The 24,067-nt window shown below is 60.2% G+C and carries 28 protein-coding genes; 16 read left to right on the top strand and 12 right to left on the bottom strand.

What is annotated here, in order from left to right:
- A complete protein-coding gene (locus AC07V8_RS07815; RefSeq protein ID WP_494678931.1) occupies positions 1 to 576 on the top strand; it encodes a hypothetical protein in 576 nt (191 codons plus the stop codon).
- Here the strand turns inward: AC07V8_RS07815 and kynA are convergent.
- Genes kynA through kynB form a run of 3 tightly spaced genes read right to left on the bottom strand, consistent with a single transcriptional unit; the run spans position 571 to position 3,336 of the window.
- A complete protein-coding gene (kynA, locus tag AC07V8_RS07810; RefSeq protein WP_494678932.1) occupies positions 571 to 1,413 on the bottom strand; it encodes a tryptophan 2,3-dioxygenase in 843 nt (280 codons plus the stop codon). The two genes, AC07V8_RS07815 and kynA, sit on opposite strands and share 6 nt — an antisense overlap.
- A 10-nt stretch (positions 1,414 to 1,423) precedes the next feature.
- The gene (gene kynU / locus AC07V8_RS07805) at positions 1,424 to 2,686 is read right to left on the bottom strand and encodes a kynureninase (RefSeq protein ID WP_494678933.1); all 1,263 of its coding nucleotides are present in this window, start codon (positions 2,684 to 2,686) and stop codon (positions 1,424 to 1,426) included.
- Entirely contained in the window at positions 2,683 to 3,336 is a 654-nt protein-coding gene (gene kynB, locus AC07V8_RS07800) for an arylformamidase (RefSeq protein WP_494679087.1), read from the bottom strand. Before kynB ends, kynU begins: the two co-directional genes overlap by 4 nt.
- Positions 3,337 to 3,477: 141 nt before the next feature.
- Here kynB and AC07V8_RS07795 point away from each other — a divergent pair, with 141 nt between their 5' ends.
- Together AC07V8_RS07795 and AC07V8_RS07790 are read left to right on the top strand one after the other, a co-directional pair.
- The gene (locus tag AC07V8_RS07795) at positions 3,478 to 3,954 is read left to right on the top strand and encodes an Lrp/AsnC family transcriptional regulator (protein WP_494678934.1); all 477 of its coding nucleotides are present in this window, start codon (positions 3,478 to 3,480) and stop codon (positions 3,952 to 3,954) included.
- Positions 3,955 to 3,989: 35 nt separating this feature from the next.
- Entirely contained in the window at positions 3,990 to 4,217 is a 228-nt protein-coding gene (locus AC07V8_RS07790; protein WP_061942834.1) for a hypothetical protein, read from the top strand.
- Positions 4,218 to 4,309: 92 nt separating this feature from the next.
- On the opposite strand, the gene AC07V8_RS07785 is transcribed toward AC07V8_RS07790, so the two are convergent.
- From AC07V8_RS07785 to AC07V8_RS07755, 7 genes are all read right to left on the bottom strand, one after another.
- The gene (locus tag AC07V8_RS07785; protein ID WP_494678935.1) at positions 4,310 to 4,720 is read right to left on the bottom strand and encodes a VOC family protein; all 411 of its coding nucleotides are present in this window, start codon (positions 4,718 to 4,720) and stop codon (positions 4,310 to 4,312) included.
- A gap of 81 nt (positions 4,721 to 4,801) precedes the next feature.
- A complete protein-coding gene (locus AC07V8_RS07780; RefSeq protein ID WP_494678936.1) occupies positions 4,802 to 5,329 on the bottom strand; it encodes an SRPBCC family protein in 528 nt (175 codons plus the stop codon).
- A gap of 52 nt (positions 5,330 to 5,381) precedes the next feature.
- Positions 5,382 to 5,816 carry a YciI family protein gene (locus tag AC07V8_RS07775; RefSeq protein ID WP_494678937.1) on the bottom strand — a complete coding sequence of 145 codons (435 nt, stop codon included), beginning with the start codon at positions 5,814 to 5,816 and terminating at the stop codon, positions 5,382 to 5,384.
- A 476-nt stretch (positions 5,817 to 6,292) separates the two neighbouring features.
- Entirely contained in the window at positions 6,293 to 6,598 is a 306-nt protein-coding gene (locus AC07V8_RS07770; protein WP_211444636.1) for a hypothetical protein, read from the bottom strand.
- A 31-nt stretch (positions 6,599 to 6,629) separates the two neighbouring features.
- A complete protein-coding gene (locus AC07V8_RS07765) occupies positions 6,630 to 8,129 on the bottom strand; it encodes a DegQ family serine endoprotease (protein ID WP_494678938.1) in 1,500 nt (499 codons plus the stop codon).
- Positions 8,130 to 8,253: 124 nt separating this feature from the next.
- On the bottom strand, positions 8,254 to 9,558 hold the full coding sequence (locus AC07V8_RS07760) for a sensor histidine kinase (RefSeq protein WP_494679088.1): 1,305 nt from the start codon (positions 9,556 to 9,558) through the stop codon (positions 8,254 to 8,256).
- Between the two features lie 25 nt (positions 9,559 to 9,583).
- Positions 9,584 to 10,240, bottom strand: a complete 657-nt coding sequence (locus AC07V8_RS07755; protein WP_494678939.1) for a response regulator — start codon at positions 10,238 to 10,240, stop codon at positions 9,584 to 9,586.
- A gap of 679 nt (positions 10,241 to 10,919) precedes the next feature.
- On the opposite strand from AC07V8_RS07755, the gene AC07V8_RS07750 reads away from it, so the two are divergent.
- The 5 genes from AC07V8_RS07750 to AC07V8_RS07730 all read left to right on the top strand — a co-directional run bounded on the left by AC07V8_RS07750 (position 10,920) and on the right by AC07V8_RS07730 (position 15,374).
- A complete protein-coding gene (locus AC07V8_RS07750) occupies positions 10,920 to 12,284 on the top strand; it encodes an SGNH/GDSL hydrolase family protein (RefSeq protein WP_494678940.1) in 1,365 nt (454 codons plus the stop codon).
- Between the two features lie 70 nt (positions 12,285 to 12,354).
- Positions 12,355 to 12,765 (top strand): hypothetical protein, encoded by a 411-nt coding sequence (locus tag AC07V8_RS07745; RefSeq protein WP_494721454.1) that lies wholly within the window; start codon positions 12,355 to 12,357, stop codon positions 12,763 to 12,765.
- A 193-nt stretch (positions 12,766 to 12,958) separates the two neighbouring features.
- Complete coding sequence (locus AC07V8_RS07740) at positions 12,959 to 14,326, top strand: SGNH/GDSL hydrolase family protein (RefSeq protein ID WP_494678942.1); 1,368 nt, start codon at positions 12,959 to 12,961, stop codon at positions 14,324 to 14,326.
- 264 nt (positions 14,327 to 14,590) lie between these two features.
- Positions 14,591 to 14,815 carry a VF530 family protein gene (locus AC07V8_RS07735; RefSeq protein WP_494678943.1) on the top strand — a complete coding sequence of 75 codons (225 nt, stop codon included), beginning with the start codon at positions 14,591 to 14,593 and terminating at the stop codon, positions 14,813 to 14,815.
- Positions 14,816 to 14,963: 148 nt separating this feature from the next.
- Positions 14,964 to 15,374, top strand: coding sequence for an SRPBCC domain-containing protein (locus tag AC07V8_RS07730; RefSeq protein ID WP_494678944.1), 411 nt, complete (start codon positions 14,964 to 14,966; stop codon positions 15,372 to 15,374).
- A gap of 18 nt (positions 15,375 to 15,392) precedes the next feature.
- Here AC07V8_RS07730 and AC07V8_RS07725 read toward each other — a convergent pair whose 3' ends face one another.
- Complete coding sequence (locus AC07V8_RS07725) at positions 15,393 to 16,460, bottom strand: zinc-binding dehydrogenase (RefSeq protein ID WP_494678945.1); 1,068 nt, start codon at positions 16,458 to 16,460, stop codon at positions 15,393 to 15,395.
- Between the two features lie 93 nt (positions 16,461 to 16,553).
- Between AC07V8_RS07725 and AC07V8_RS07720 the strand changes: the two genes are divergently transcribed.
- The 7 genes from AC07V8_RS07720 (at position 16,554) to AC07V8_RS07690 (ending at position 22,839) form a co-directional block, all read left to right on the top strand.
- Entirely contained in the window at positions 16,554 to 17,459 is a 906-nt protein-coding gene (locus AC07V8_RS07720) for a LysR family transcriptional regulator (protein WP_494678946.1), read from the top strand.
- 311 nt (positions 17,460 to 17,770) lie between these two features.
- Positions 17,771 to 19,033 (top strand): hypothetical protein, encoded by a 1,263-nt coding sequence (locus AC07V8_RS07715; protein ID WP_494678947.1) that lies wholly within the window; start codon positions 17,771 to 17,773, stop codon positions 19,031 to 19,033.
- A 128-nt stretch (positions 19,034 to 19,161) separates the two neighbouring features.
- A complete protein-coding gene (locus AC07V8_RS07710) occupies positions 19,162 to 20,109 on the top strand; it encodes a cupin-like domain-containing protein (protein ID WP_494678948.1) in 948 nt (315 codons plus the stop codon).
- A gap of 50 nt (positions 20,110 to 20,159) precedes the next feature.
- Positions 20,160 to 20,927, top strand: coding sequence for a helix-turn-helix transcriptional regulator (locus tag AC07V8_RS07705; RefSeq protein ID WP_494678949.1), 768 nt, complete (start codon positions 20,160 to 20,162; stop codon positions 20,925 to 20,927).
- A gap of 43 nt (positions 20,928 to 20,970) precedes the next feature.
- Complete coding sequence (locus tag AC07V8_RS07700) at positions 20,971 to 21,426, top strand: Mpo1 family 2-hydroxy fatty acid dioxygenase (protein ID WP_494678950.1); 456 nt, start codon at positions 20,971 to 20,973, stop codon at positions 21,424 to 21,426.
- Complete coding sequence (locus AC07V8_RS07695) at positions 21,426 to 22,439, top strand: 2-dehydropantoate 2-reductase (protein ID WP_494678951.1); 1,014 nt, start codon at positions 21,426 to 21,428, stop codon at positions 22,437 to 22,439. The genes AC07V8_RS07700 and AC07V8_RS07695 overlap by 1 nt, the downstream gene beginning before the upstream one ends.
- A 142-nt stretch (positions 22,440 to 22,581) precedes the next feature.
- Entirely contained in the window at positions 22,582 to 22,839 is a 258-nt protein-coding gene (locus AC07V8_RS07690; protein WP_494678952.1) for a hypothetical protein, read from the top strand.
- A 392-nt stretch (positions 22,840 to 23,231) separates the two neighbouring features.
- Here AC07V8_RS07690 and AC07V8_RS07685 read toward each other — a convergent pair whose 3' ends face one another.
- Positions 23,232 to 23,435, bottom strand: coding sequence for a hypothetical protein (locus AC07V8_RS07685; RefSeq protein ID WP_494678953.1), 204 nt, complete (start codon positions 23,433 to 23,435; stop codon positions 23,232 to 23,234).
- Between the two features lie 245 nt (positions 23,436 to 23,680).
- On the opposite strand from AC07V8_RS07685, the gene AC07V8_RS07680 reads away from it, so the two are divergent.
- Positions 23,681 to 23,971, top strand: coding sequence for a PsiF family protein (locus tag AC07V8_RS07680; RefSeq protein ID WP_494678954.1), 291 nt, complete (start codon positions 23,681 to 23,683; stop codon positions 23,969 to 23,971).
- The last annotated feature ends 96 nt before the right edge of the window (positions 23,972 to 24,067 follow it).

Genomic DNA, 24,067 nt, shown 5'->3' with positions numbered 1-24,067 from the left:
ATGGACGAAGCAGCAGGCAGCGATACCGGCTTGAGCGATGTCGGCATGCTCGGCAATGGCGCGCCGCAGAGCCAGGCGCTGGAGCAGGCGGCCGTGCGCAAGCACGGCGTCGACGGCTGGGAGCCATTTCATTACGAGAAGATTTCCGAGACGGAGTACGAGGTCAGCGGCGGCGTGCCGGCGCTGATCGGCGGCGTCAAGAAGTGGCCTGGACCGCACAGCGCGGTGGTGGTGACGCAGGCCGAACTGGAACTGACAAGCACGCCTGCGGAAATCGCTCCCGTTCAGCCGCAAGCTGCAGCGCCGTCGATGCCATCCTTGCCGCAGCAGAGCGCCGACGGCGGCACGGCGTCAAATTTTCTCACGGTGGTGCTGCAGCTGCCGGCCGATGAAGCAGGCCGCAAGCGCATTTGCAATGCGCTCTGCCTGGATGCAAGCTTTTTCGGCGCGACGGTAACCGCCACCTCGCTGGCCGACGAAATCGCCGTCAACCAGCTGCTGGAATTGCGTTGCGATCCGGCCGACGTCAAGCAAGCGCGCGAACGCGCCGCCAGCCGCAAGCCGCCGTCCTTATAGGGAAGTGCGCAGGGAAAACAATTCCGGAAACAGCACCACGTCCAGCATCATTTTCAGATAGCTGGCGCCTTCGGTGCCGCCGGTGCCTTTCTTGAAGCCGATGATGCGTTCTACCGTGGTCAGGTGGCGGAAGCGCCAGTAGCGGAACGCGGTTTCCAGGTCGACCAGCTTTTCCGCCAGCTCATACAGCTCCCAATGCGTGTCCGGCGCCTTGTACACCGCCAGCCAGGCGGCCTCCACCGATGCATCGGCGGCGGTCGCCTTGCTCCAGTCGGCGTTCAGGCGCGCCGGATCCAGCGCCAGGCCGGCGCGCGCCATCAGCATCACTGCTTCATCGTAGATCGATGGCTGCAGCAGCGCGTCTTGCAGGCGCGCGTAAGATTCCGGCGACTGCTGGTGCACCTGCAGCAGGGCGGCGTTCTTGTTCCCCAGCAGGAATTCGATTTCCCGGTACTGATAGGACTGGAAGCCGGACGAATGGCCCAGGTAGGGGCGGATCGCAGTGTATTCCGGCGGCGTCATGGTCGCCAGCACATCCCAGGCGTGCACCAGCTGGTCCATGATGCGCGCCACCCGCGCCATCATCTTGAAGGCCGGCGCCAGCTCGTTGGCGCGCAGCTGCTGACGCACCGCGTGCAGCTCATGCAGCATCAGCTTCATCCACAGTTCGCTGGTCTGGTGCTGGACGATGAACAGCATTTCATTGTGGTTGGGCGAGAGCGGCCGCTGCGCCGACAATACCTGGTCCAGCGCCAGGTAATCGCCATAGCTCATGTCGTCCTTGAACTCCATCTGCGCGCCATGCCAGCTGTCGTTGGGCTTGTAAGGGCATTCCATCTTGTATCTCCTAGGTGACGGCTTCTTGTTGCGCGTCGATTTGATATTCTTTGTTCACCAGAATCTGGCGCAAGGTCTCGACTGCGTCCCAGACGTCGGTGAAGCCGATGTACAGCGGCGTGAAACCGAAGCGCATCACTTGCGGTTCGCGGTAGTCGCCGATGACGCCGCGCGCGATCAGCTCGCGCATGATGCCGTAGCCGTGGGCGTGGGCGAAGCTGACATGGCTGCCGCGCTCGGCATGCGCGCGCGGCGTCGCCAGCGTCAGGTCGAGGCCGGCGCAGCGGCTCTCCACCAGGCCGATGAACAGATCGGTCAGCGCCAGCGATTTCTTGCGCAGCGCTTGCATGTCGGTTTGCGCGAAGATGTCCAGGCCGCATTCCACCAGCGCCATCGAAACGATGGGCTGGGTGCCGCACAGCGCGCGCCGGATACCGTCCACCGGAGCAAATCCGGGCTGCATGGTGAACGGCGCGCGATGACCCCACCAGCCTGACAGCGGCTGGCGGAACTGCGCGTGGTGGCGCGGCGCGATCCAGGCAAAGGCCGGTGCGCCCGGGCCGCCGTTCAAATATTTGTAGGTGCAGCCGACGGCGAAGTCGGCATTGGCTGCGTGCAGGTCGATCGGCAAGGCGCCGGCCGAATGCGCCAGGTCCCATAGCACCAGTGCGCCTTGTTCTTGCGCGGCGGCGGTGACCGCCTGCATGTCGTGCAGGTGGCCGCTGCGGTAATTGACGTGGGTCAGCATCAGCACCGCGGTCTCGGCGTTGACCGCGCTGGCCAGTTCCTGCGGCGAATCGATCAGGTGGATGCGGTAGCCGCGGTCCAGCCATTCGGTGAGACCTTGCGCCATGTAGATATCGGTCGGGAAATTGTCGCGTTCGGTGACGATCACCTTGCGCGTCGCCGCGTCCGCTTTGGCCGCTTGCAGCTGCAGGGCGCCAGCCAATAGCTTGAACAGGTTGATCGAGGTGGAGTCGGTGATCACCACTTCGTTGTCCCGGGCGCCGATCAGCGGCGCCAGCTGGTTGCCGAGGCGGCCCGGCAGATCGAACCAGCCAGCCTTGTTCCAGCTGCGGATCAGGCCGGCGCCCCATTCCTGCTCGATCACTTGCTGTGCCCGTTGCAGCGAGGCGCGCGGGCGGGCGCCGAGCGAATTGCCGTCCAGGTAGATGACGCCGGGCGGCAGGTCGAACTGCGCGCGCAGCGGCGCCAGCGGGTCGTTGGCATCCAGCGCCTGGCAAGCGGCGCGGCTGTCGATGGTGTTTGTCATGGATGGATTCCTGATGATGAAAGAGGGCGCAGGATGGCACGTACGGGGCTGGCGTCCATGCCGGCCAGGCGCAAGGGCAGGGCGATCAGTTCGTAGTCGCCGGCGGCAACTGCATCGAGCACGATGCCTTCGAGGATGGCCATGCCGTGCCGTCGGACGGCGTGATGGGCGAGCATGGTTTTGGATTCCTGCGGATCGAGCGAGGGCGTGTCGATGCCGACCAGGCGCACGCCGTGCTGCGCCAGCAGGGCGATGGTTTCCGGCGCGACCGCGGCAAATGCCGGATCCCACTGCTCCTGCGGGGCCTTGGCGTAAGTGCGCAACAGCACGCGCGGCGGCGCATCGGCCAATGCGTGTGCGATATCTTCCGGCTTGACCGGCGCGGCGCCGATGCAATGGATCACGCGGCAGGGGCCGATATAGGCGTCCAGCGGCACCTGGTCGATCGCCGCGCCTTGGGCATCGTAATGGCTGGGGGCATCGCAGTGGGCGCCGGTGTGGGTGGATAGCGTGATGCGGCTGACATGCACCGGGCAACCGTCGGCGATTTCCCAGGTGGCCTGGGCGCTGAAAGGGGTGTCGCCGGGCCATACCGGAATGCTGGCGGCGAGCAGCGGGCTGATGTCCCAGATTTGTTGTGCGGTAGCGATGGCTTTCTCCTGTGGCCGGACTGAATCGGTGGAATTATTTTAGGCGAGCTTATTGGAATTTTTATACGAAATTGCTATACAATTTCAATTAATTTTAGAATATATCTAGATATTAACTATAAATATTGAAAGATAATTTCAATGCAGCTTGACGCCATCGATTTGAGCATCCTGACGCTGTTGCAGCAGAATGGCCGCATCAGCAACCAGGACCTGGCGGAGCAGGTGTTCCTGTCGCCTTCGTCCTGCCTGCGGCGGGTGCGGATCCTGGAGGAGGAGGGCATCATCAGCCGCTATAGCGCTTTGCTGAGTCCTGAAAAGCTGGGCCTGGAACTGGATGTGTTCGTGCAGGTGACGATGCGGCGGGATGTGGAGAGCTGGCATGAGAATTTCATGCAGGCGCTGCAGAATTATCCGGAGGTGGTGGGATCTTACATCATCACGGGCGACGCCAATTACCTGTTGCGGGTGAAGGCGCGCAACCTGAAGCATTATTCGGCGTTCGTGCTGGAGAAGCTGTACAAGATTCCTGGCGTGCAGGATATCCGTTCGAATATCGTGCTGCAGGCAATCAAGGAAACCTATGAGTTGCCGCGTGAATTATTGCGTGATGCTTGATGATTTAACTGGAACTGTAAAAGTAGATTGAAATTATGGCAAAGACGATAGACGAGATTCGCGATAGGCAAAAGGATGGTGCGCAGTTTGTGTTGTCAGCAGCGATGCTGGGGCTGGAGGTCGAGGAGTTCGACACCGTTGCCCGGATTTGGGTGGCCGAAGGCGGCCCGGGATTCAAGGTGGCTGGCGTGCCGCACCGGAAATGCATAGACGGCGAATTCTTCATCGACCGCGTAACCGTCACCAAAACACCGCTGCTCTAGTCATTTGGGGTCGGAGTTTTTTTTCGCGTTTTTTGCGAAAATTACTCTGGCCCCAATTGACGGACTACGGAGTACTTGCCGTTGCGCGGCTATCAGTTATCTTTTTCGCAGTTGATCATCCACGGCGTGCCGAACTGGTCTTCCAGCATGCCGAAACTCGCGGCCCAGAAGGTTTTCTCGTAAGGCATCTTGACCGTGCCGTTTTTTGCCAACGCATTGAAGATGCGGGCGCCGTCCGCAATCGTGTCGACATTGATCGACAAGACCATGCCCTGCATTTTTTCGAAATACTCAGACGGGCAGTCTGAGCCCATCAAGACGCCGCCGTCCAGTTCCAGGCGGATGTGCGCGATCTTGTCTTGCCGGTCAGGCGGCGTCTGTTCTGCCATCGGCGTTTCCTTGTTGGTCAGCCTGAAGGCGATTTTCCCGCCCAGGACTTGCTGGTAGAACTTGAAGGCGGCGTCGCACTGGCCGTCAAAATTCAGGTAGGCATTCAATAGCATGTTGATCTCCTGTGTCCTTGAGATGAGTAATGAAAACGGCGCAGCGCCTGTCGGTGCGCGCGACGCCAGGGGAACCGTCGCTTATTTTTCCGCAGCGTTTTTCAGGTTGGCAAGGCCGCTTTCAAAATCCTTGCCGATCATGCTATCCATGCTGAAAAAGATGCCCATCACCTTGGCGACATAGGGTGATGGTCCGTACATGGCCCAGGTGACCTTGCTGCTGTCGCCCTGGGTGTCGATGCTGAATTCGGCCGTGTTGTGGCCTTCCAGCGGTTTCGTGAAATCCAGCTTGATGAGGATCTTGCTGGATGGCGTGGACTCCTGGATCTCCATGCTGCCGGCGCCGGCCTTGCCTGCGCTGTCCCAGGCATAGGCCGCACCCTTGCCGCTGGCGGCGCCGCTGAAAGTGCGCTTCATGCCCGGGTCGAGTTTTTCGAAGGGGGACCAGCTGCTCCATGCGTGGAAGTCGTCGATCAGCGCAAAGATTTTTTCCGGCGGCGCCTTGATCGTGACGGAGCGCTGGACGCGGAAATCATCTGGCCGCAACGTGGCATAGCCTAGTATCAGGGCAATGGCGACGACGATAACGATGGCGATGGTCTTGAGCATGGTTTCCTCAATGGTCGATGGTCAATGGTCAGTGGATAGGTGCAATGGGCGATCAAGACTTGCTGTTGTCGCTGGCCTGGCGGCGCAGGCGCTCTTCGGTCTCGCGCAGTTCCGGCGTCAGCTCGTCGCCGAAATCTTCCGCTTCGAACACCTGGCGCAGCTCCAGTTCGACGCCGCCGCCGGCATCCAGCGGCGGCCAGCGCTTGACCCATTCGAGCGCTTCCTGTTTCGACTTGACCTGGATCATGGTGAAGCCGGCGATCAGTTCCTTGGTTTCAGCGAAGGGGCCGTCGAGCACAGTCGGCTTGCCGCCGGCGAATTTGATGCGCGCGCCCTTGGTGCTCGGCTGCAAGCCTTCGCCGGCCAGCATGACGCCGGCCTGTATCATTTCTTCGTTGTACTTAATCATTGCCGTCAGCAGTTCTTCGCTGGGCATTTCACCTGCTTCGGTAGCTTTGTCAGCCTTGCGTATGATCATGAATCGCATCTTGATATCTCCATTGGATAGTGGTTGCCGGTCTGGCCGATTAAATTCTGAATCTGCTAACTAGTCGAAGGGCGCAAGCTTGAATCGACAGCCGGCGAATATTTTTTTAATTATATTTGCTGACGATGCAATGCTTGTTAAATAATTATATTTATTGCCTTGATAGCGGTGCAGGGCGGTGATGCTCAAACTGATGGCGAGTACTGGTGCAGGCGCTCACTCACAGCTTAGTCGAGCCTGATCGCCCAATCAAACTGATCGATCGCTCAAATTCCAGGCGTTTCCTGAAGAGGTGAATTGCAGCAGCGCCATTGCTGTTTTTTTCAGCACTTTACCGAACATCGCGCACAACATTAAGCACGCGTGAAAAATCCATATAGATCAACCACATAGAAGATGTGGACGGGGGTTATCAACAGGACTATCCACAGATTCTGTGAATAACTTTAGATGAATGAGAATTCAATCCGGAATGTTCAGTCAATCACGACCGCCATGAAAACGGTGGAGAGGCTGAGCAGGGTGAGGCCGAAGATGAAGGCGATGTCGGCGTATTGTTCGAGCCGTATGCTTTGGCGCGAGCGCATTGATGCATAGGAGAGCACGCCGCTGGTGAGGAATACCAGGCTGTTCAGCGCTAGCAGGTGGCTGAGCCAGATCGCCAGGCCGCTGAATCTTGCGAGTTTGATAATCGACAGCGCGGTGATGCAGACGCCGATCATGGTGGCGGAAGAGGGCAGGATGTGCTGCGATAAATTATTGCCCGTTATCGGCTTGATCATCTCTGCCCCGCTTTCCGCAATGTGGCGAGTCTTAGCCCAGGTTCAAAGGCACGAAGATCTTGTCCTTGTCACGCTGCACCAGCAGCGCGACGTTCTTGCCCGCCTTGCTGACCAGTTGGCGCAACTGCTCGACGCTGCTGACCGGCTTGCCGTTGAACGACAGTATCACGTCGCCGCGCTGGATGCCGGCCAGCGCCGATGGCCCGCTGGCGTCCATCACCACCAGTCCGCCGCGGATGCCGACCTGCTGCTGTTCGTCCGGGCTGAGTTCGCGCAAGGCCAGGCCCAGCCGTCCCTGCGAATCGCCGCCATTGTCCTTGCCGGCGACCTTCAAGGGCGTGGCTTCGGTCAGCTTGACGGTCAGCGTCTTGCTCTGGCCGCCGCGCATCACTTCGATGCTGCTGGACGTGCCGGGAGCGGTGTCGGCCACCAGGCTCGGCAGGTCCGAGGAATGATTGATGGCCTGGCCGTTGAAACGCAGGATGACATCGCCGGGCTGCATGCCGCCTTGGTCCGCCGGGCTGCCTTTGTCGACCGAGCTGACCAAGGCGCCGGCGGCGCTCTTCAGGCCGAACGATTCCGCCAGCGCCTGGTTCACTTCCTGCACGCTGACGCCGAGATGGCTGCGGGTGACCTTGCCGTGCGCCACCAGCTGCTGCTCGACCTTGGTGGCGACATCGATAGGAATCGCAAACGACAAGCCCTGGTAGCCGCCGGTCTGGCTATAGATCTGCGAATTGATGCCGATCACTTCGCCCTTGATGTTGAACAGCGGACCGCCCGAGTTGCCGGGATTGACGGCGACGTCGGTCTGGATGAACGGCACATAGGTATCGTCCGGCAGCGAGCGCGACTTGGCGCTGACGATGCCGGCGGTGGCGGTGTTTTCAAAGCCGTAGGGCGAGCCTATCGCCAGCACCGGCTCGCCGACACGCGTCAGCGCCGGATTGCCGATCTGTACCGTCGGCAGGTTCTTGGCGTCGATGCGGATCACGGCGATATCGCTTTGCTTGTCGGAGCCCAGCACCTTGGCCTTGAACTCGCGGCGGTCGGTCAGCTTGACGGTCACCTCCGAGGCGCCCTCGACCACATGGGCATTGGTCAGGATCAGGCCGTCGGCGCTGATGATGAAACCCGAGCCTTCGCCGCGCATGATCTGCGGATGGCGCGGGATCTGCAGCTGCGGGCCGAAGCGCTTGAAGAACTGCGAGAACGGATCGTTGGGATCCAGCCCGGAATCGTCATCCTGGTCGGAGACGGCGCTCTGCTTGGCCTTGCCGGTGACGCTGATGTTCACCACCGCCGGTCCGGCGCGCTCGACGATGCTGGAAAAATCGGTGGCTACGGCGACAGCCGGCGCTGCGTTGCTGAGCGGCGCTGCATTGCTGAGTGGCGCAGCCACGGCAGCCGGCACCGCGGCGTTGGCGTTGTCGACGCCGATGTCGTTATTCCTGGAATGCAGGTATGCACCGCCGGCCACTACCAGAACGGCGACGGCAATGGTGCTGCGGGTAAGGTTCAGACGGCTCATGTATTGCTCCTTTGCTGATGGCATGACACACAGCATAGAGAGCCAGAATTAAAGCAAACTTAAAAAATCCAAAGTATTTTGCCGCCGCCTGGCGTCATGCCTGGCAGGCGGCGGCACAGGCGTTTCAAGCCGGGAAGCGCACGCTGGCGAGCAAGCCGTGGCCGGTATTGCGCAGGCTGACGCTGGCCCGGTGGGCATCGGCGATCTGCTTGACGATCGCCAGGCCGAGGCCGCTGCCGACCGCTTGCGACTGGCTGCCGGCGGCGCGGTAGAAGCGGTCGAACACGCGCCCTAAATCCGCCTCCGGGATGCCGGGGCCATGGTCTTCCACCGCCAGCGTCACGCCGTCGGCGCCGCTGGCCAGCGAGACATCGATGCTGCTGCCGGCCGGGCTGTAGCGCAGCGCATTGTCGATCAGGTTGTTGAGCAGGATGCGCAGGGCGTCGCCATTGCCGTTGACGCTGGCCGGCGTCTCGGCGCTGATGCCAAGGTCGACCTGGCGGTCGTTGGCGGCCAGCGCAAAATCGCTGACCACGCTGTGCATCAGCGCGCCCAGGTCGACCTCGGCATGGGTTTGTTCGAAGGCGCCGGGCTCCTGCCGCGCCAGCGTCAGCAACTGCTGCAACAGATGGGTGGCGCGCTCCAGTCCATGTTTGAGGTCGCCGAAAGCAGCCTGCCGTTCGGTATCGTCGCTGGCGCGTTCCGCCAGCTGCACCTGCAGCCGCAGGGCGGTCAGCGGCGTGCGCAGCTCGTGCGCGGCGTCGGCGACGAAGGCGCGCTGGGCATTGATCGATTGTCCCAGGCGCGCCAGCAAGTCGTTCAAGGCTTGCGTCAGCGGCTGGATTTCCTGCGGCAGGGTGGCGTCGGGGATCGCCGACAGCGCGTGCATGTCGCGCGCCTGCACTTCCGCGGCGGCGCGCTTGATCGGCGCCAGGCCGCGGCTGACGGCGATCCAGATCAGGATGCCGAGCAAGGGAAACAGCAGCAGCAGCGGCGTCACGGTCTTGACCGCCATCTGCGCCGCGATCTGGTTGCGGGCGCTTTGCGGTTGCGCGATCTGCACCACGGTGTTGCCGATCTGCGCGCTGTAGACCCGCCACAGGCCGCTGTTCAGGCGTACGTTGGCGAAGCCCAGTTCCGCCTGCAGCGGCAGGAAATCCTGGGCATGCGAGTGATAGATGACGACGCCGGTATTGTCCCAGATCTGGATCATGATCTGGTCGTCCAGCCGCGGACCGGTGACGCTGCCGTCGATGATCGGCGGAAACGCCTGGCGCGGCAGCGAGGCGACGATCTGCCGCATCTGGTAATCGAACAGTTCATTGGCTTCGCCGCGCGCCTGGAAGTACAGGGCCAGCCCGGCCAGCAGGATGCCGCTGCCGAGGCCGGCCGCGAGCCAGCGCAGCAGGCTCTTGCGGATCGATGGCAGCGACGCTGTGGTCCTCATTTCGTCCTCATTTGGCCACCATGTAGCCGATGCCGCGCACATTCTTGATGAAATTGCTGCCCAGCTTTTTGCGCAAGGCGTGGATGTAAACCTCGACCGCGTTGCTTTCTATGCTGTCGTCCCAGCCGTACATTTTTTCTTCCAGCTGGGCGCGCGACAGCACCACCCCGGGGCGGTCCAGGAAAGCCCGCAGCAGGGCGAATTCGCGCGCCGACAGATTGACCTGCTGGCCGTCCAGCGTGACTTCATGGGTGGCCGGATTGAGGATCAGCCCGCCCAGTTCCACCAGCGGTTCGGCGCGTCCCGACTGCCGCCGCAGCAGGGCGCGGATGCGTGCCGCCAGTTCTTCCAGGTCGAACGGTTTGACCAGGTAATCGTCGGCGCCGGCGTCGAGGCCGGCCACCCGGTCCGAGACCGCATCGCGCGCGGTCAGGATCAGCACCGGAAGCTGGTTGCCGCCGGCGCGCAGCGACTTCAGCACTTCCAGGCCGTTCTTGCGCGGCAGGCCGAGATCCAGCAGCAGCAACTGATAATCTTCTTGCGCCAGCGCGCTCAGCGCGGCGATGCCGTCCTGCACCCAGTCGAGCGCAAAGCCGTCCTGGCGCAGCCCTTTGCGCACGGCTTCGCCCACCATCAGGTCGTCTTCCACCAACAGCAAACGCATAGTTCCAGCCCCCTAGAAAAAACCGCAGGCGCCGATTTTCGCGAAATCAAATCATGGCGCCGCCAATTGCAGCAGTTTAGCCGGATTGAATTAAGTGATTCTTAAACAAATGCCGGCGCCCCCGGAAGCGGCTTGCGCCGTCATCTGAGCATGGCTAAAAATCCTATACAGATCAGTCACTTAGCTAAATCGCGCAGTAGTTATCAACAGGACTGTCCACAAAATCTGTGGGTAAGTATTCAGAGTGAAACTGAGCAGCGATAAAAATCCCTTATAAATCAATTGCTTAATTAAATTGCCCGGTAGTTATCAACAATGCTGTCCACACAATCTGTGGGTAAGTCCGGAAGCAGCAACTGAGCAGTGAGAAAAATCTTATATAAATCAAGCAAGTAGCTAAATTGCAGCAGGGTTATCAACAATGCTGTCCACAAATTCTGTGGGTAAGTATTCGGTAAAACGGGAATTAGAAGCAAAAATCTAATGGCTGATATTGTCAATTTTTAATTGTTGCTACGTGCCAATATTCGCCCGGGCATGCCTTTGCTGCCGTCTTGCGACCGCCAATGGCGCTCGCGACCGGCGACAGCGTCCCGTTTCGTTGCCGGCGCCGGCATTGCCGCCTGCGCCGGACCTTCCAGTGATCCAAAGATAGCAAGACAAAACAAGGAATCCAGCAATGAAAACTCTGTTTGTATTTTGTGCTTTGTGTTCGAATATGGCGATGGCGCAAGTCGCCGCCGATGTGAAACCCGATCCCGCCTACACCCATCATCTATCCTCTTCCGGACCGCTTTCCAAAGAACAGCTGCTGAAGCAGAAACCGGCCCGCAAGCCGGCTGCGCGCAGCCTGACTGCCGGCGCTGCGGTGGCCAATGCCGCCAGCACCAGCACTTACACTTATCTGCGCTGCTGGTACCGCACCGGCAACGATGCAAGCAAGCCGACCACTACCTATGCCTGGGGCCTGGATCCTTCCAGCGGCGACTACTACCGCATCAACGGCTACTGGTGGGCAGGCGGCTTGCTGAACTGGGAAAACATGTTCTACAGCGATGTGGCGCAAAGCACGTTGCAATCGGTATGCCAGAGCACGCTCACCGCCAAGGGCATCAGCCAGCCGGTGGCGATGGTGGCCGCCGCGGACAATGCGCTGTCATTCAACTACACGGTCTGGACCAACGACAGCGTGGCGCAGAACGGCGTCAACAAGATCGTCGCCTTTGGCGACAGCCTGTCCGATACCCAGAACATTTTCAACGCCTCGCAATGGACCTTGCCCAATTCAAGCAGCTGGTTCCTCGGCCGCTTCAGCAACGGCAACAACTGGGTGGAGTATTTCGCCAACAACCTGCAGCTGCCCTTGTATAACTGGGCCATCGGCGGCGCTGGCGTCGACACGCAAAAATTGGTGATTCCAGGCGTGATCCAGCAAGTGCAGTCGTATGTCAGCTACATGCAGAAGGCGCAGAACTACCAGCCGCAAAATACCTTGTTCACCATGCTGATCGGCGGCAACGACCTGGTCAATTACAACAGCACGGTGGACCAGGTGATCAGCGGCGAAACCCAGGCCCTGCAAAGCCTGATCCAGTCCGGCGCCCGCAATATCCTGCTGCTGAAGCTGCCGGACGTTTCCAAGGCGCCGGTGTTCGGCATCAAGACCACCGGGCCGACCGTGGCGGCGCAGGTGATCGACCTCAACAACCGCCTGACCGCGCTGGTCAGCGCGCTGCAATCGCAATACGGCAGCAGCCTCAATATCCAGCTGTACGATACCTATGCCCTGTTCAACGACCTGCTGGCCAACCCGGCCAAATACCAGGTCAGCAACACCACCCAGTCGTGCCTGAACATCAATACCGATTCCAGCACGAACTACCTGAGCAAGCAGAGCGCGCGCCCACAGTGCAGCAATCCGGATAGTTTCGTGTTCTGGGACACCCTGCATCCGACCACGCATACGCATAAGCTGCTGGCTGATGCGGTGACTGCGTTTGTCAGCGCCAGTTTCGGCAACCTGAGCAGTCCGGCCACCAAATAGTGCCGGGCGGCTGCCGCATGGCCTGACGCGGCAGCGGTCTTGCGTTTTGCGAGACAAGACAGGCTTGCTGATGCAGACCTACAGATCCACGCTGCCGCCCGCCGGCAGCGTGGATTGTTTTTTTGCGCGCTGCATTGCCCGCGGTATCTTGAGCGCCTGCCTGGATATCTTGCTGTGCATCGCTCGGCATGGGCGCCGCAGCCATTTGAGTTCGCCGGCTGATTTCGGATTCGATCGAGGTGATCTGCAATTGCAGCATGTTCACGCGCATGTCGGTCAGCTTGGAATCCGCCTGCGCTGCGGCATCCTTCAAGGTCGAAGCCAGCTGCTTTTGCACCGCCGCGATCTGCCACGCAATTCCGGCTGTGGAGTGAATAGTTCCGCTATTGCTCCGCTGCGCGCCGAATACCCGCCCTTCACTCCAGATTCGGCTGTTGCAGCTGAGGCATCAGAGGAAAGCATCTTTAGTTGTTTTGCCTAATTATTAATTCATTTTATTGTGACAATATTTTTGTGGCTGCATTCGTGGTGTCGTTTTGTTAGTTTTACGTCCCGATGCCACAGATTCATCGATGCCGCCTTTACTGCGTCGGCAGTTGTCTGTTTGCAGGCTGCCGGTGGTACGCCTTTCGTGCAACTTGTCTTCAGCAGCAACTACAACAAGGAAATCTGCAATGAAAACACTTTTCGTACTTTGTATCCTGTGTTCCAGCATGGCTTTGGCACAGGTGTCTCCGGAGGTAAAACCCGATCCTCGTTTCACTCATCATCTGTCGTCTTCCGGTCCGTTGTCCAAGGAGCAGCTGCTCAAGGAACAAAGCAGGGAGCAAATCCAAAAGCCTGGCGCCGCCGGCTTGCCTGCCGATGTTGTCGCCGGTACTGCCAGCACCAATACCTACACCTATTTGCGCTGCTTCTACCGCACCGACAGCAATCCGACCAAGCCGACCACGACCTATGTCTGGGGCCTGGATCCATCCAGCGGCGATTACTATCGGATCAATGGTTACTGGCGGGCAGGCGGCCTGCTGGACTGGCAAAACATGTTCTATAGCGATGTCACGCAAAACACTTTGCAGTCGGTTTGCCAGAGCACGCTGGCCGGCAAGGGCATCAGGCAGCCGGTGGCGATGGTGGCCGCGGCTGACAATGCGCTGTCGTTCAACTACACGGTCTGGACCACCGACAGCGTCACCCAGGCCGGCATCAACAAGATCATCAACTTTGGCGACAGCCTGTCCGATGACCAGAACATCTACAACGCTTCGAACTGGAATATGCCGAACTCCAAAAGCTGGTTCCTGGGCCGGTTCAGCAACGGGAAGAGCTGGGTGGAATATCTGGCCGCCAATCTACAACTGCCGTTGTACAACTGGGCTGTCGGTGGTGCAGGCGTGAACACCGAATATCTGGTGATTCCCGGTCTAATCCAGCAGGTGCAGTCGTACACGGCGTACATGCAGAAGGCGCAGAATTATCAGCCGAAAAACACCTTGTTTACCTTGCTGATCGGCGCCAACGACCTGATCAATTACAACCGCACGGTCGACCAGGTGATCAGCGGCGAAACACAGGCCTTGCAAAACCTGATCCAGTCCGGCGCCCGCAACATCCTGTTGCTCAAGCTGCCGGATCTTTCCAAGGCGCCATCGTTCAACTTCAAAGCCAATGGTGCGGCGGTGGCGGCGCAGGTAAAGGACTTGAATAAGCGACAGGTTGCGCTGGTGGCTTCGCTGCAGTCGCAGTATGGCAGCAGCCTGAATATCCGCTTGTACGACACCTATGCGCTGTTCAACGATTTGCTGACCAATCCAGCCAAATACCGGATCAGCAACACCACCCAATCGTGCCTCGACATCAATACTGATTCCGTCACCAACTACCTGAAAACGCAAACAGCGCGTTCCCAATGCAGTCATCCCGATGCCTTCGTGTTCTGGGACGGGTCGCACCCGACCACGCATACACACAAGTTGATGGCTGAGGCGGTGACAGCCTTTGTCAGAGCCAGTTTCGGCAACCTGAGCAGGCCGGCCAAGTAGTGCCGGGCGGCTGCCGCATGGCCGGACGCGGCAGCTGTCTTACCTGTGGCGAGACAAGACAGGCCTGCTGAGCAAGTTGTTTTTGCAGCGCCGTAGTGGTTTTTGAAATCATGGCCTTCCTTTGAAGATTGCTGTCATTCAGTTAACGACAAGATTCCCGAAAACCGTAATTCTTTACTTAAGCCGCAGGCGTTTGCCGACGCCAGAGCTCACAAGTGCCGGCCTGGCCGTAAAATGACAGCTTGAATGTTGATCGAGAAGCACATGACACAAAATACACATACTCATCTGCATGGCGTCACGCTGGAGGCGATGTTGACCGAGCTGGTCGAGCACTACGGCTGGGAGGGGTTGGGGCAGCGCATCGACATCCGCTGTTTCAGGAGCGACCCCAGCATCAAGTCGAGCCTGACGTTTCTGCGCAAAATGCCGTGGGCGCGCGAGAAGGTGGAAGCCTTGTACGTCGGCATGCGGCGGGCAATGAAATGAACTTTCTGAAAATAGGGTAAAGTTTTGTCGCAGCCGCATGCATCGTCGGCGGCAAGGAATTGCTTGTTGCGCCATTTGCAGGAAATCCGGATAGTCCATGGCGCTTGTTGACCCGATGCTTCGCTCATCGCCCGAAGGAAGAACCAGCATGCGCAATGTGATTTATAAGACTGTGGTCCTGAAGGCGTCGATGGAAGCGCTGTTCGACATGTATCTCGATCCGCAGCTGCACCAGGCAATCACCGGCTTGCCGGCAGCCATAGGCGCCGAGGCCGGCGACCCGTTCCAGGCCTTCGACGGCGCCCTCAGCGGCGTCATGCTGCAGGTGGTCAAGCCGCGGCTGATCGTGCAGACCTGGCGCTCGCCGGCGTTTGCCGACGACGATCCGGACTCAATCCTGTTCCTGTCCTTTCATCCGCAGGGCGAGCACGGCCGCATCGACCTTGTCCACCTGGACGTGCCCGAGCAGGACTACGAGGAAGTCAAGAAAGGCTGGCGCGAAAAGTATTTCGAACCCTGGCGCGAGTTCCTGGCCAATGAATGGTCGGCCACGCGCTAGCGCATCGCCGCCGGTCGCTCAAAACAACGCCACCGTCGCCTGCAAGCCCTTCATCTGCGCGGCATGGCCGATCGCCGCTTCCAGTGCGGAAAACGCAAAGGTTTTCAGCTCCACGGCATCCAGCGGCAGCAGGCCGGCCCGCAGCAGCGACAGCAACGCCAGATAGTCGGCCGAGTTGTACATGAAATGGCCGATCAGTTCCCAGTTATTCAGCAGCATTTCGCCATACGGCAGCGGCAGGTCTACCTGCATGCTGCCCATCAGCACCAGCCGGCCGCCGCGCTGCAGGCTGTGCAGTAGCGCCAGGGTGCTGCCGGCATCGGCGGCCTGGCCGACCATGTCGAATCCCAGCGCAACGCCGCCGCCGGCAGCGGCGCGGATGGCCGCCGCATCGCCGGCAATGTCGCCGGTCAGCAGTACCGCCAGCACCCGTCCTTTGCCCAGTTCGACCAGTTGCTGCAAGGCTTGCGCATTGCGGCCGAGGGCGATCACCCGGGCGGCGCCCAGCGCCAGCGCAGCCAGCACGGCGGCGGAGCCGAAGTAGCCGCCGGCGCCGTTGATCGCCACCGTTTCGCCGGCGCAGAGGCGCCCGCGGCGCAAGCCGCCGAAGGGGATAACGAATTTCGCCAGCAGCGCCAGCCGTTCCGCCGCCACGTGATCGAGCCCGTCCAGCGGCAGCAGGGTGGAGGCAGGAAAATCGGCGACTTCGCGCCAGCTGCCGTGCGGGTATTCCGCCAGCATGGGGGCGCTGTCGGCGCTGATGCCGGTCAGTCCGATCAGTACCTGCGGCGGTTCCGCCAGTGCTTCATCGGCAATCCAATAAGGATTGACGGCGACCCGCTGTCCCGGCCGCAGCGACTGCACGCCGGCGCCGACTGCGACGATGCGGCCGATGCCGTTGGTGCCCGGCGTAAACGGGCTGGGCGGGTAGGCATAGGGCAGCTTGCCTTGCAGGTAGTCGCGGGTATAGCTCAGCAGCGGCACCGCCTCCATGCGCACCAGCGCGGCGCCGGCGCGCAGTTCGGGTTGCGCCGTATCCTGCAGCGCCAGTGTCAGTTCGTTACGGTCAAACATCCATGCTTTCATGCTGATCTCCTGTGGGGTTGCGATGACGATGATTGAACTCTAAGGCGCACCGACGTATATTTGAAATCAATTAATGGCATAGGACCTATCAAGGTGATTGATCTTCGCGGGATAGACTTGAATTTGCTGGTGTCGCTCGACGCGCTGCTGGAGGAGCGCAATGTGACCAGGGCGGCGGCGCGGCTGCACCTGACGCAGCCGGCGGTGTCGACGCAGCTGGCGCGCTTGCGCAAGGTGTTCGATGATCCCTTGCTGATACCGGCCGACAGTGGCCGCGGCATGACCCCCAGTGCGCGCGCACTGGGCTTGATCGCGCCGCTGCACGCCGCGCTCAGCGATCTGCAGACGGTCGTCAGGCAGCGCCCGGCCTTCGATCCCTGGCAGGACAGCCGCCGCTTCGTCATTGCCGCCAACGACAATGCCACCGCCGTGCTCGGCTTGCGCCTGATGGAGCAATTGCCGCAGCTGGCTGGCAGCGGCGTCAGGGTCGCTTTCGTCAGCGCCGATCAGCGCCAGGTGGGGAGCCAGCTGGAGCGCTCCGAGATCGATCTGCTGCTGGGCTCGGAGCGCATGGTGCCGGCGTCCATGAAGGCCCGCAAAATCTATGACGAGCACTTTGTCATGGCGCAGCGCAAAGGCCATCCGCGCGGCGCCGGCGCGCTCGACCTGGACCAGTACTGCGCGCTGCAGCACGTGCTGGTGTCCACCAGCGGCGGCAGCTTTCACGGTTTCATGGACGAGCACCTGGAATTGCTGGGACGGCAGCGCGAGGTCATGCTGTCCGTGCAGAATTTCACGCTGGTGCCGGACCTGTTGTGCAACAGTGACTATGTGGCGACGTTGCCCAGCCGTTTTTTGCAGCGCTATCGCGAGCGGCTGGATGGTTTCGAGTTGCCGTTCCCTGCGCGCGGGTTTTCCCTGTTCGCCTCCTGGCACCCGCGCAACCACAACGATCCCGCCTTGCTGTGGCTGCGTGAAGCCATCGCCGCGCTGACGTGATGGGCCGGATGGCAGCTTCCAGGGGGTTGTCGGATAGGAAATGAATTGCAGGTTTTCGGATTTGTAAACCTGTTAAATGTGACAGGTGTGGCGAGGCTTGATTCTTACTAGAATGAGTTGTCTATCGGAGCCTATCCTCTCCTATGTTGATATTTAGCCCGCTGCCGCAAGGTGGCGGGCTTTTTTTATCTGCAGCTTTCCCCTGCCTCTTTATACGGCACCTGCAAAGATTGCGCGCGATTTTGCTTCCGCTTAAGATCTGCCATTGCTCCATGCCATTGCGGCAACGCGAGCCATTAACGGGAAAATGCATGCAAAAAATCAGGATCGTCTTATCTGCCTTGTTCTTTTTCGGCTGCGCGCTGCTGCTGGCCGGTTGCGCTTCCTTGTCGACCTCGATTTCGCAGTTTGAAAAAGGTGATTACGTCGCCAGTGTCAAATCGACAATTGCCTATCTCGATGAGAAATACAAGAAAGCCGGCTACGACGACAGCGATGAGCGCAACGGCATCCGCGAACGTTTCCGCATCATTGAATCCAGCTACGAATCCACCCTCCAGCATGTCGCCGATCGCGAGTACGACAAGAAGATCGCCGCCTATTCGGCCTTGCTGGAGATCCGCAGCTTGCTGGCGGGCAGAAGCTATTACGCCAAATACACCGATTTGCCGGAGCGCTATCCGGAACGCGTATTGCGTGAAAACCTGGCCGGCCAGTACTACCTGAAAGCTACCGCCGCGGCGGCCGTCAAGGATAACCGCCAGGCCGCCATCGGCTTCGCCGCCGCCGCCGATACGTTTCAAATGTATGGTCCTTACAAGGACGCCGCCAAGCTGGCCGACAAATACAAGCTCGCCGCCGACAACCAGGACGCCGGCGAATTCTACAGGCAGGGCCAGGACCTGGTGGCGCGCAACCAGCAGCGCAGCCGCGCCATGTACCGCGACGCCGGCCAGGCTTTTTACAATGCCTACACGGTCTACCGCGACCACGGCGCCTACAAGGACGCGCAAACGCTGGCCGACAAATACCGCGCCATGGGCACGGTGGTGCTGCAGGTCAGCAGCAACGAGCCCGGCAGCGACATTACCCGCAGCGTGCTGGCGCTGTTCGATCTCGGCTTCACCCGCTTCCAGTACCAGAGCGGCGGCGCGGCCGACCTTGGCATGTACCTGAACACGTCCTACCTCTACTATCCGCCCAAGGTGCGGCAGTACGTGGAAGCGGTGAGCGAGAATGTCGACATCAAGAACCAGGACGGCACGGCAGCGGTGCGCACCTATCGTTTCAACCGCAGGGTGATGGTGGAAGAAAATTCGATGCAGATCACTCTGGACCTGTCGGTGACCCGGGTGCCGAACCTGGACCTGCGCTATGCCGAAGTGGCGGAAAGCCGCCGCACCACCATCAGCTACTACGGCGACGTGCCCGGCAACGGCAGGTACGGCTATCGCACCGAAGGTTACCTGATGGACCGCGACCAGCTGTGGCAAGCCGCGCAAGCGCAGCTGATCAACCGCCTCAACAGCGACAACCGGATCCGCATGATCCAGGACGACATCCGCAATTTCTGAGTGCGGCATGGTCGCCTTACGGGGAAACGCCGCAGGCAAAAATTCCCCGGCGCATCCTGCTAAACTAGCGGATTGGGTCTGCTTTATTTCCTGCTCTATTTCCTGCTCTATTTTCTGCTTATTTTTCTATGACTCCCATCCGCGGTCCATCCTTCCAGCTAGTCGACCAGATCGACGCCGAACAGCTCCAGCGCGACGGCGGCTTCGGCGCCCGCACGCGGCCGTTGCTGGTGAAAGGCGCATTGCGCAACTGGCCGGCGCAGCGCAACTGGTCGTTCGAGCAGATGGCGGCGCTGCGCTACAAGGACGGCGGCGAGCCGCAGGTGAAATTCCAGAACGGCCTGGTGGAGCAGGGCCAGACCCGGCACCGGCCGGTGATGCCGGTCGGCCCCTATCTGCAGGAGCTGGCGCAGCTGGCCAGGGCGCCATTGGCGGACGACGTCGGCCTGCTGCCGGACCGCCGGCGCCGCCTGCTGTCGGCGGGAGAGAAATTCTTTCTCGACTGGTCGCACATGCAATCGTTCCAGCCGGACCGCATGTACCTGGCGCAGTGGAACATCCTCGACGAATTCCCGGCGCTGCGCCACGATTTCTCCATCAAGGACCTGTGGCCGGGCTGGCGCTGGACCTGGGAATACGTGTTCATGGGGCCGGCCAACACCGTCACCGGCCTGCACTACGATTTCCCGCACAACTGGTTTTGCCAGGTGCGCGGCAGCAAGGAGTTCATCCTGTTCCCGCCGGAGAATACGCCGCATATGTGCATCTCCCAGAAGTTCGACTGGGGCGCGATACTGAGCGACATCAATATCTCGCGCCTGGACCAGCAGCCGGAACAGCTCAAGGAGTTTGAAAAGACCCAGGGTTTGTATGCCAGGGTGGAAGCGGGCGACGCCTTGTTCATTCCCAAGCGCACCTGGCATGCCGTGGTGGCGCTGGAGCCGTCGATCAGCCTCGGCGTGTTCGGTTTGACGGCGCCGGAAGTCTTGTTCGGCGGCGTGCCGAACGAGATCAAGCACATTTTCCACAAAATGCATCTGTACCGCTGGGGCAATTGCACCTGCCACAAGTTCTGATCGGCTGTTACAGTCCACCGACGTGCTTTCCTGCGAGGATGGCAACACTGATGAATCAGCAACACTCGCATCTGTTTCTCTGGCGCGGCCGCTCATTGGTGATCGGGCCCGGCATCGATTCGAAGTTCCACGCGCATTTCGCCACCCAGCTGACCTGGGGCCTGGATGCGCCGTTCCAGGCGCGCCTGTCGCCCGAGCTGCCGTGGACCACCACGCGCGCCGCCATTTTCTCTTCCAACCAGCCGCACCAGATCCATTGCGAATCCACGCTGCTGGCGCACCTGTTCATCGAATTGCCGCAACGCTCGCCGGCGGCGCAAAGCGTGCTGCTGGCCGACTATGGAAATGCCGCGGGTTTCGCGCCAGTGCGCGACGGCCTGGCTGCGGCGCGCAACGGCGGCTTCGACCTGGCAGGCGCCGAACAGCTGACCCAGGACTGGCTGGCCTGCAGCGCGCTGCGCGAACGCGCACAGCCTGGTTTCGACCAGCGCATCAGCCAGTCGCTGGCCGCCATCGCCGCCCATCCGCGCGATACGCTCAACGGCGCCTCACTGGCTGCCGCCGTGCATTTGTCGGCCAGCCGCTTTACCCACCTGTTTCGCCAGCAGACCGGCCTGTCGCTGTCGCGCTATCTGCTGTGGTCGCGCTTGTTGGCTGCGGTGGAGGCGGTGGCGCGCGGCGACAATATGACGCATGCAGCACACACCGCCGGGTTTGCCGACCTGGCGCACATGAGCCGCACCTTCCGCAATACCTTCGGCGTGGTCCCCTCGGAGCTGCAAAAGATGGCGATTGCGTTCAAGCGCGAGGAAAAATGATGGTCTAAGATGGTCGTCTAATATACCTAGAACGGAGACCGTCATGAACCAGAACACGCAGCCGCTCGCCGGCCGGGCTATCGACAGCCTGCTCGCCAAATATGCCGAAAGCCACCTGAACCCGGTGAATGAAGTGATCCACTTCATCTGCGTGCCGGTGATCGTCTTCACGCTGCTGGGTTTGCTATGGGCGATCCATCCCTGGGTAGCGCTGGCCGGCGCGCTGGCCGCCATGCTGTACTATTTTTCGCTGTCGGTGCCGTTCGCCGTCGGCATGTTGCTGATGTCGGCAGCGATGCTGGCGGTGCTCTACCTGCTGCCGCCTCAATGGGTGCTGCCGCTGTCGATCACGGTGTTCGTGCTGGCCTGGATCGGGCAGTTCATCGGCCACAAGATCGAGGGCAAGAAACCATCCTTCTTTGATGACCTGCGCTTCCTGCTGATCGGTCCCTTGTTCGTGCTGGGCTTCCTGTATCGCCGCCTGCACATCGCTTATTGATGGCCAGGATCGCAGTGTTCGGCGCCGGCTCGGTCGGCGTCTATATCGGCGCCTCGCTGCATGCCGCCGGCGCCGATGTGGTCATGATAGGCCGGGCCCGCATGCGCCAGCAGATCGCCAGCCAGGGCGTGCTGCTGAGCGATCTCGACGGCCGCCGGCAGCAGCTGGCCGCGGCCGGCTTTCCCTATCAGGAGAATCCGTTTGCGCTGACTGATGCGCAGCTGATCCTGGTCACGGTCAAGAGCGCCGACAGCGCCGCCGCCGCCGCGACTATCGCGCAGCACGCCAGGCCGTCGGCGCTGGTTGTCAGTCTGCAGAACGGCGTCGGCAATGCTGCCGTGTTGCGCAGCGCCTTGCCCGGCTGGCAGGTATTGGCGGGCATGGTGCCGTTCAACGTGGTGCAGATGGAGGGCAGCCGCTTTCATCGCGGCAGCGGCGGCCAACTGATGGTTGAAGCCAGCGCCGCGCTGGAGCCATGGCAAGCCGTCTTCAGCCAGGCCCATCTGCCGATTCAGCTGTGCGCCGACTTCGACGCCGTCCAATGGGGCAAGCTGCTGCTGAACCTGAACAACGCCGTGAATGCGCTGTCCGATCTGCCGCTCAAAACCGAGCTGTCGCAACGCGCCTACCGGCGCTGCCTGGCCTTGCTGATCGAAGAAGCGCTGCGGCTGCTGCGCGCGGCCGGCATTCGTCCGGCAAAAATCGCCCGGGTCGCGCCGCAGTGGCTGCCGCTGCTGTTGCGCTTGCCCGATGCGCTGTTCAAGCGGGTAGCTGCAACCATGCTGAAAATCGATCCGCAAGCGCGCTCCTCGATGTGGGAAGACTTGCGGGCAGGGCGTCTGACTGAAGTCGATTACCTGAATGGGGCGATTGTCGGTCTGGCGCGGTCGCTCGGCAAGGATGCTCCGGCCAATCGCCGCATCACGGCGCTGATCCATGCCGCCGAGGGGGTTGCCTTGCAGTCCTGGCGTGGCGATGCGCTGTATCGGGCCTTATGCCCCCAATCTCAATAAGAGGCCATTAGAGAACGGAACGTATCGGCATGGATAAGACTCGAATCCAGGTCGTTGAATCGTTGAATCGTTGAATCGGTGAGTCAGTGATCCAGTATCAGAAATTCCGTTGTTGATGCATTCATTACGAAAGGTCCGATATATGAAGAAGCTATTGAGCATGCTGGCGCTGCTGCTGGCGATTTCTCCTGGGGCGCATGCGCAGGATGCGCCGATGCGGCCGCAGCCGGGCATGGGGCTGGAAGGCCATCCGGACGCCAGGAACGACCGCCGCCAGGAATCTTTTTACGACGGCAGTCACCGCATGAATACGCACAGCGTCATGCGTTGCAAGGATGGCGCCATGCGCAAGGCGCGCGCGGATGCCTGCCGCGGCCATAACGAACCGCGCAAACAATGAGAGATATATAGATATAGAATATCTGTTATCAGGCAAATAAAGCAGACACGTATGCTGCGTTGCCATATAGTTGCACCTGTCTCCTCCAACACCTCCTAAGGTTTGGATTCAGCCCGCAACCGCAAGGTGAGCGGGCTTTTTTTTGCCTCAGGCAAATATGAAGGCCAGGCATGGGCCAACCGAAGCGTTAGCGAGGTATCAGCAGTGCTATCTGACCCCGCCGCATGCAGGCATTAAAAATCGATATAAATCAAGTACTTGGATTGTCCACGGCAAGGTTATCAACAGGCTTGCGCACAATTTCTGTGGGTAACTCGGCGAGCCAGGCTTTATTGCGGGCAATAAAAAGCCCCGCAGGCGGCGGGGCTGGTCGGCACAGCGGGCGCTCTGTATCAGAAGCGCAGGAAAGAGCCACTCATTCTTTTGTAAGGCGCACTCCAAATTGCCAGGATCTTGTCGATCAGACCTGGTTCTTGCTGAATGGCGCTTTTATTGCTGAAGCTGCGTGCATCCAGGCGCGCTTGCGCCTGCATTGTGTGTGCAATCGAACGTGCCGACATCGGCAGTGGAGGAGAGATCATCATTTGCCCTTTCATTTCGTCTTCTATGTTGCATTGCAGTATAGAGATGTTGAGATGACTAATCCAATTTCGGTTTCACATACGAGTCATGTAATTTGTGAATATCATCATGTGATAGCGCTGCAAAATGATACTTATACCGATGCCGCATATGCATATAGCTGATATATTGGCAGCCAACAATTTTCGTGCTGTAATGCAGCAAGCCTTACTGCATTCGGTCAGGCGGTCTAACCCAACTGTTGGAAACGGAGAAAACCATGAAAAAAATGTCAGCTCTGGCACTGCTCGCTTGCTGCTTTGTCTTTAATCCAGCATTTGCCGCTAATACGCAGCAAAGCAAGATGGCAACCTGCAACAAGGACGCCGCCGGCAAAGCGGGCGATGACCGCAAGGCTTTCATGAAAGATTGCCTGAGCACAAAGCCGGCAGCCGCCGCGCCCATGACACAGCAGGAAAAAATGAAGTCATGCAATGTCGACGCCAGCGGTAAAAAGGGCGACGACCGCAAGGCATTCATGAAGCAATGCCTGTCGAAACCTAAGGGCTAAGCCGGTTCCCAGCAGCAAATCAGCGCTGCTGACGAAAAGCCCCGCCGCGTGCGGGGCTTTTTGATTTTCATTTTGTTACCAATTCGCCGCCTCACA

It is taken from the genome of Collimonas sp. GW821-FHT02H07, assembly GCF_059421505.1.
The sequence above is the reverse complement of the archived record's forward strand: the minus strand, read 5'-3'. Positions and strand labels throughout refer to the sequence as shown.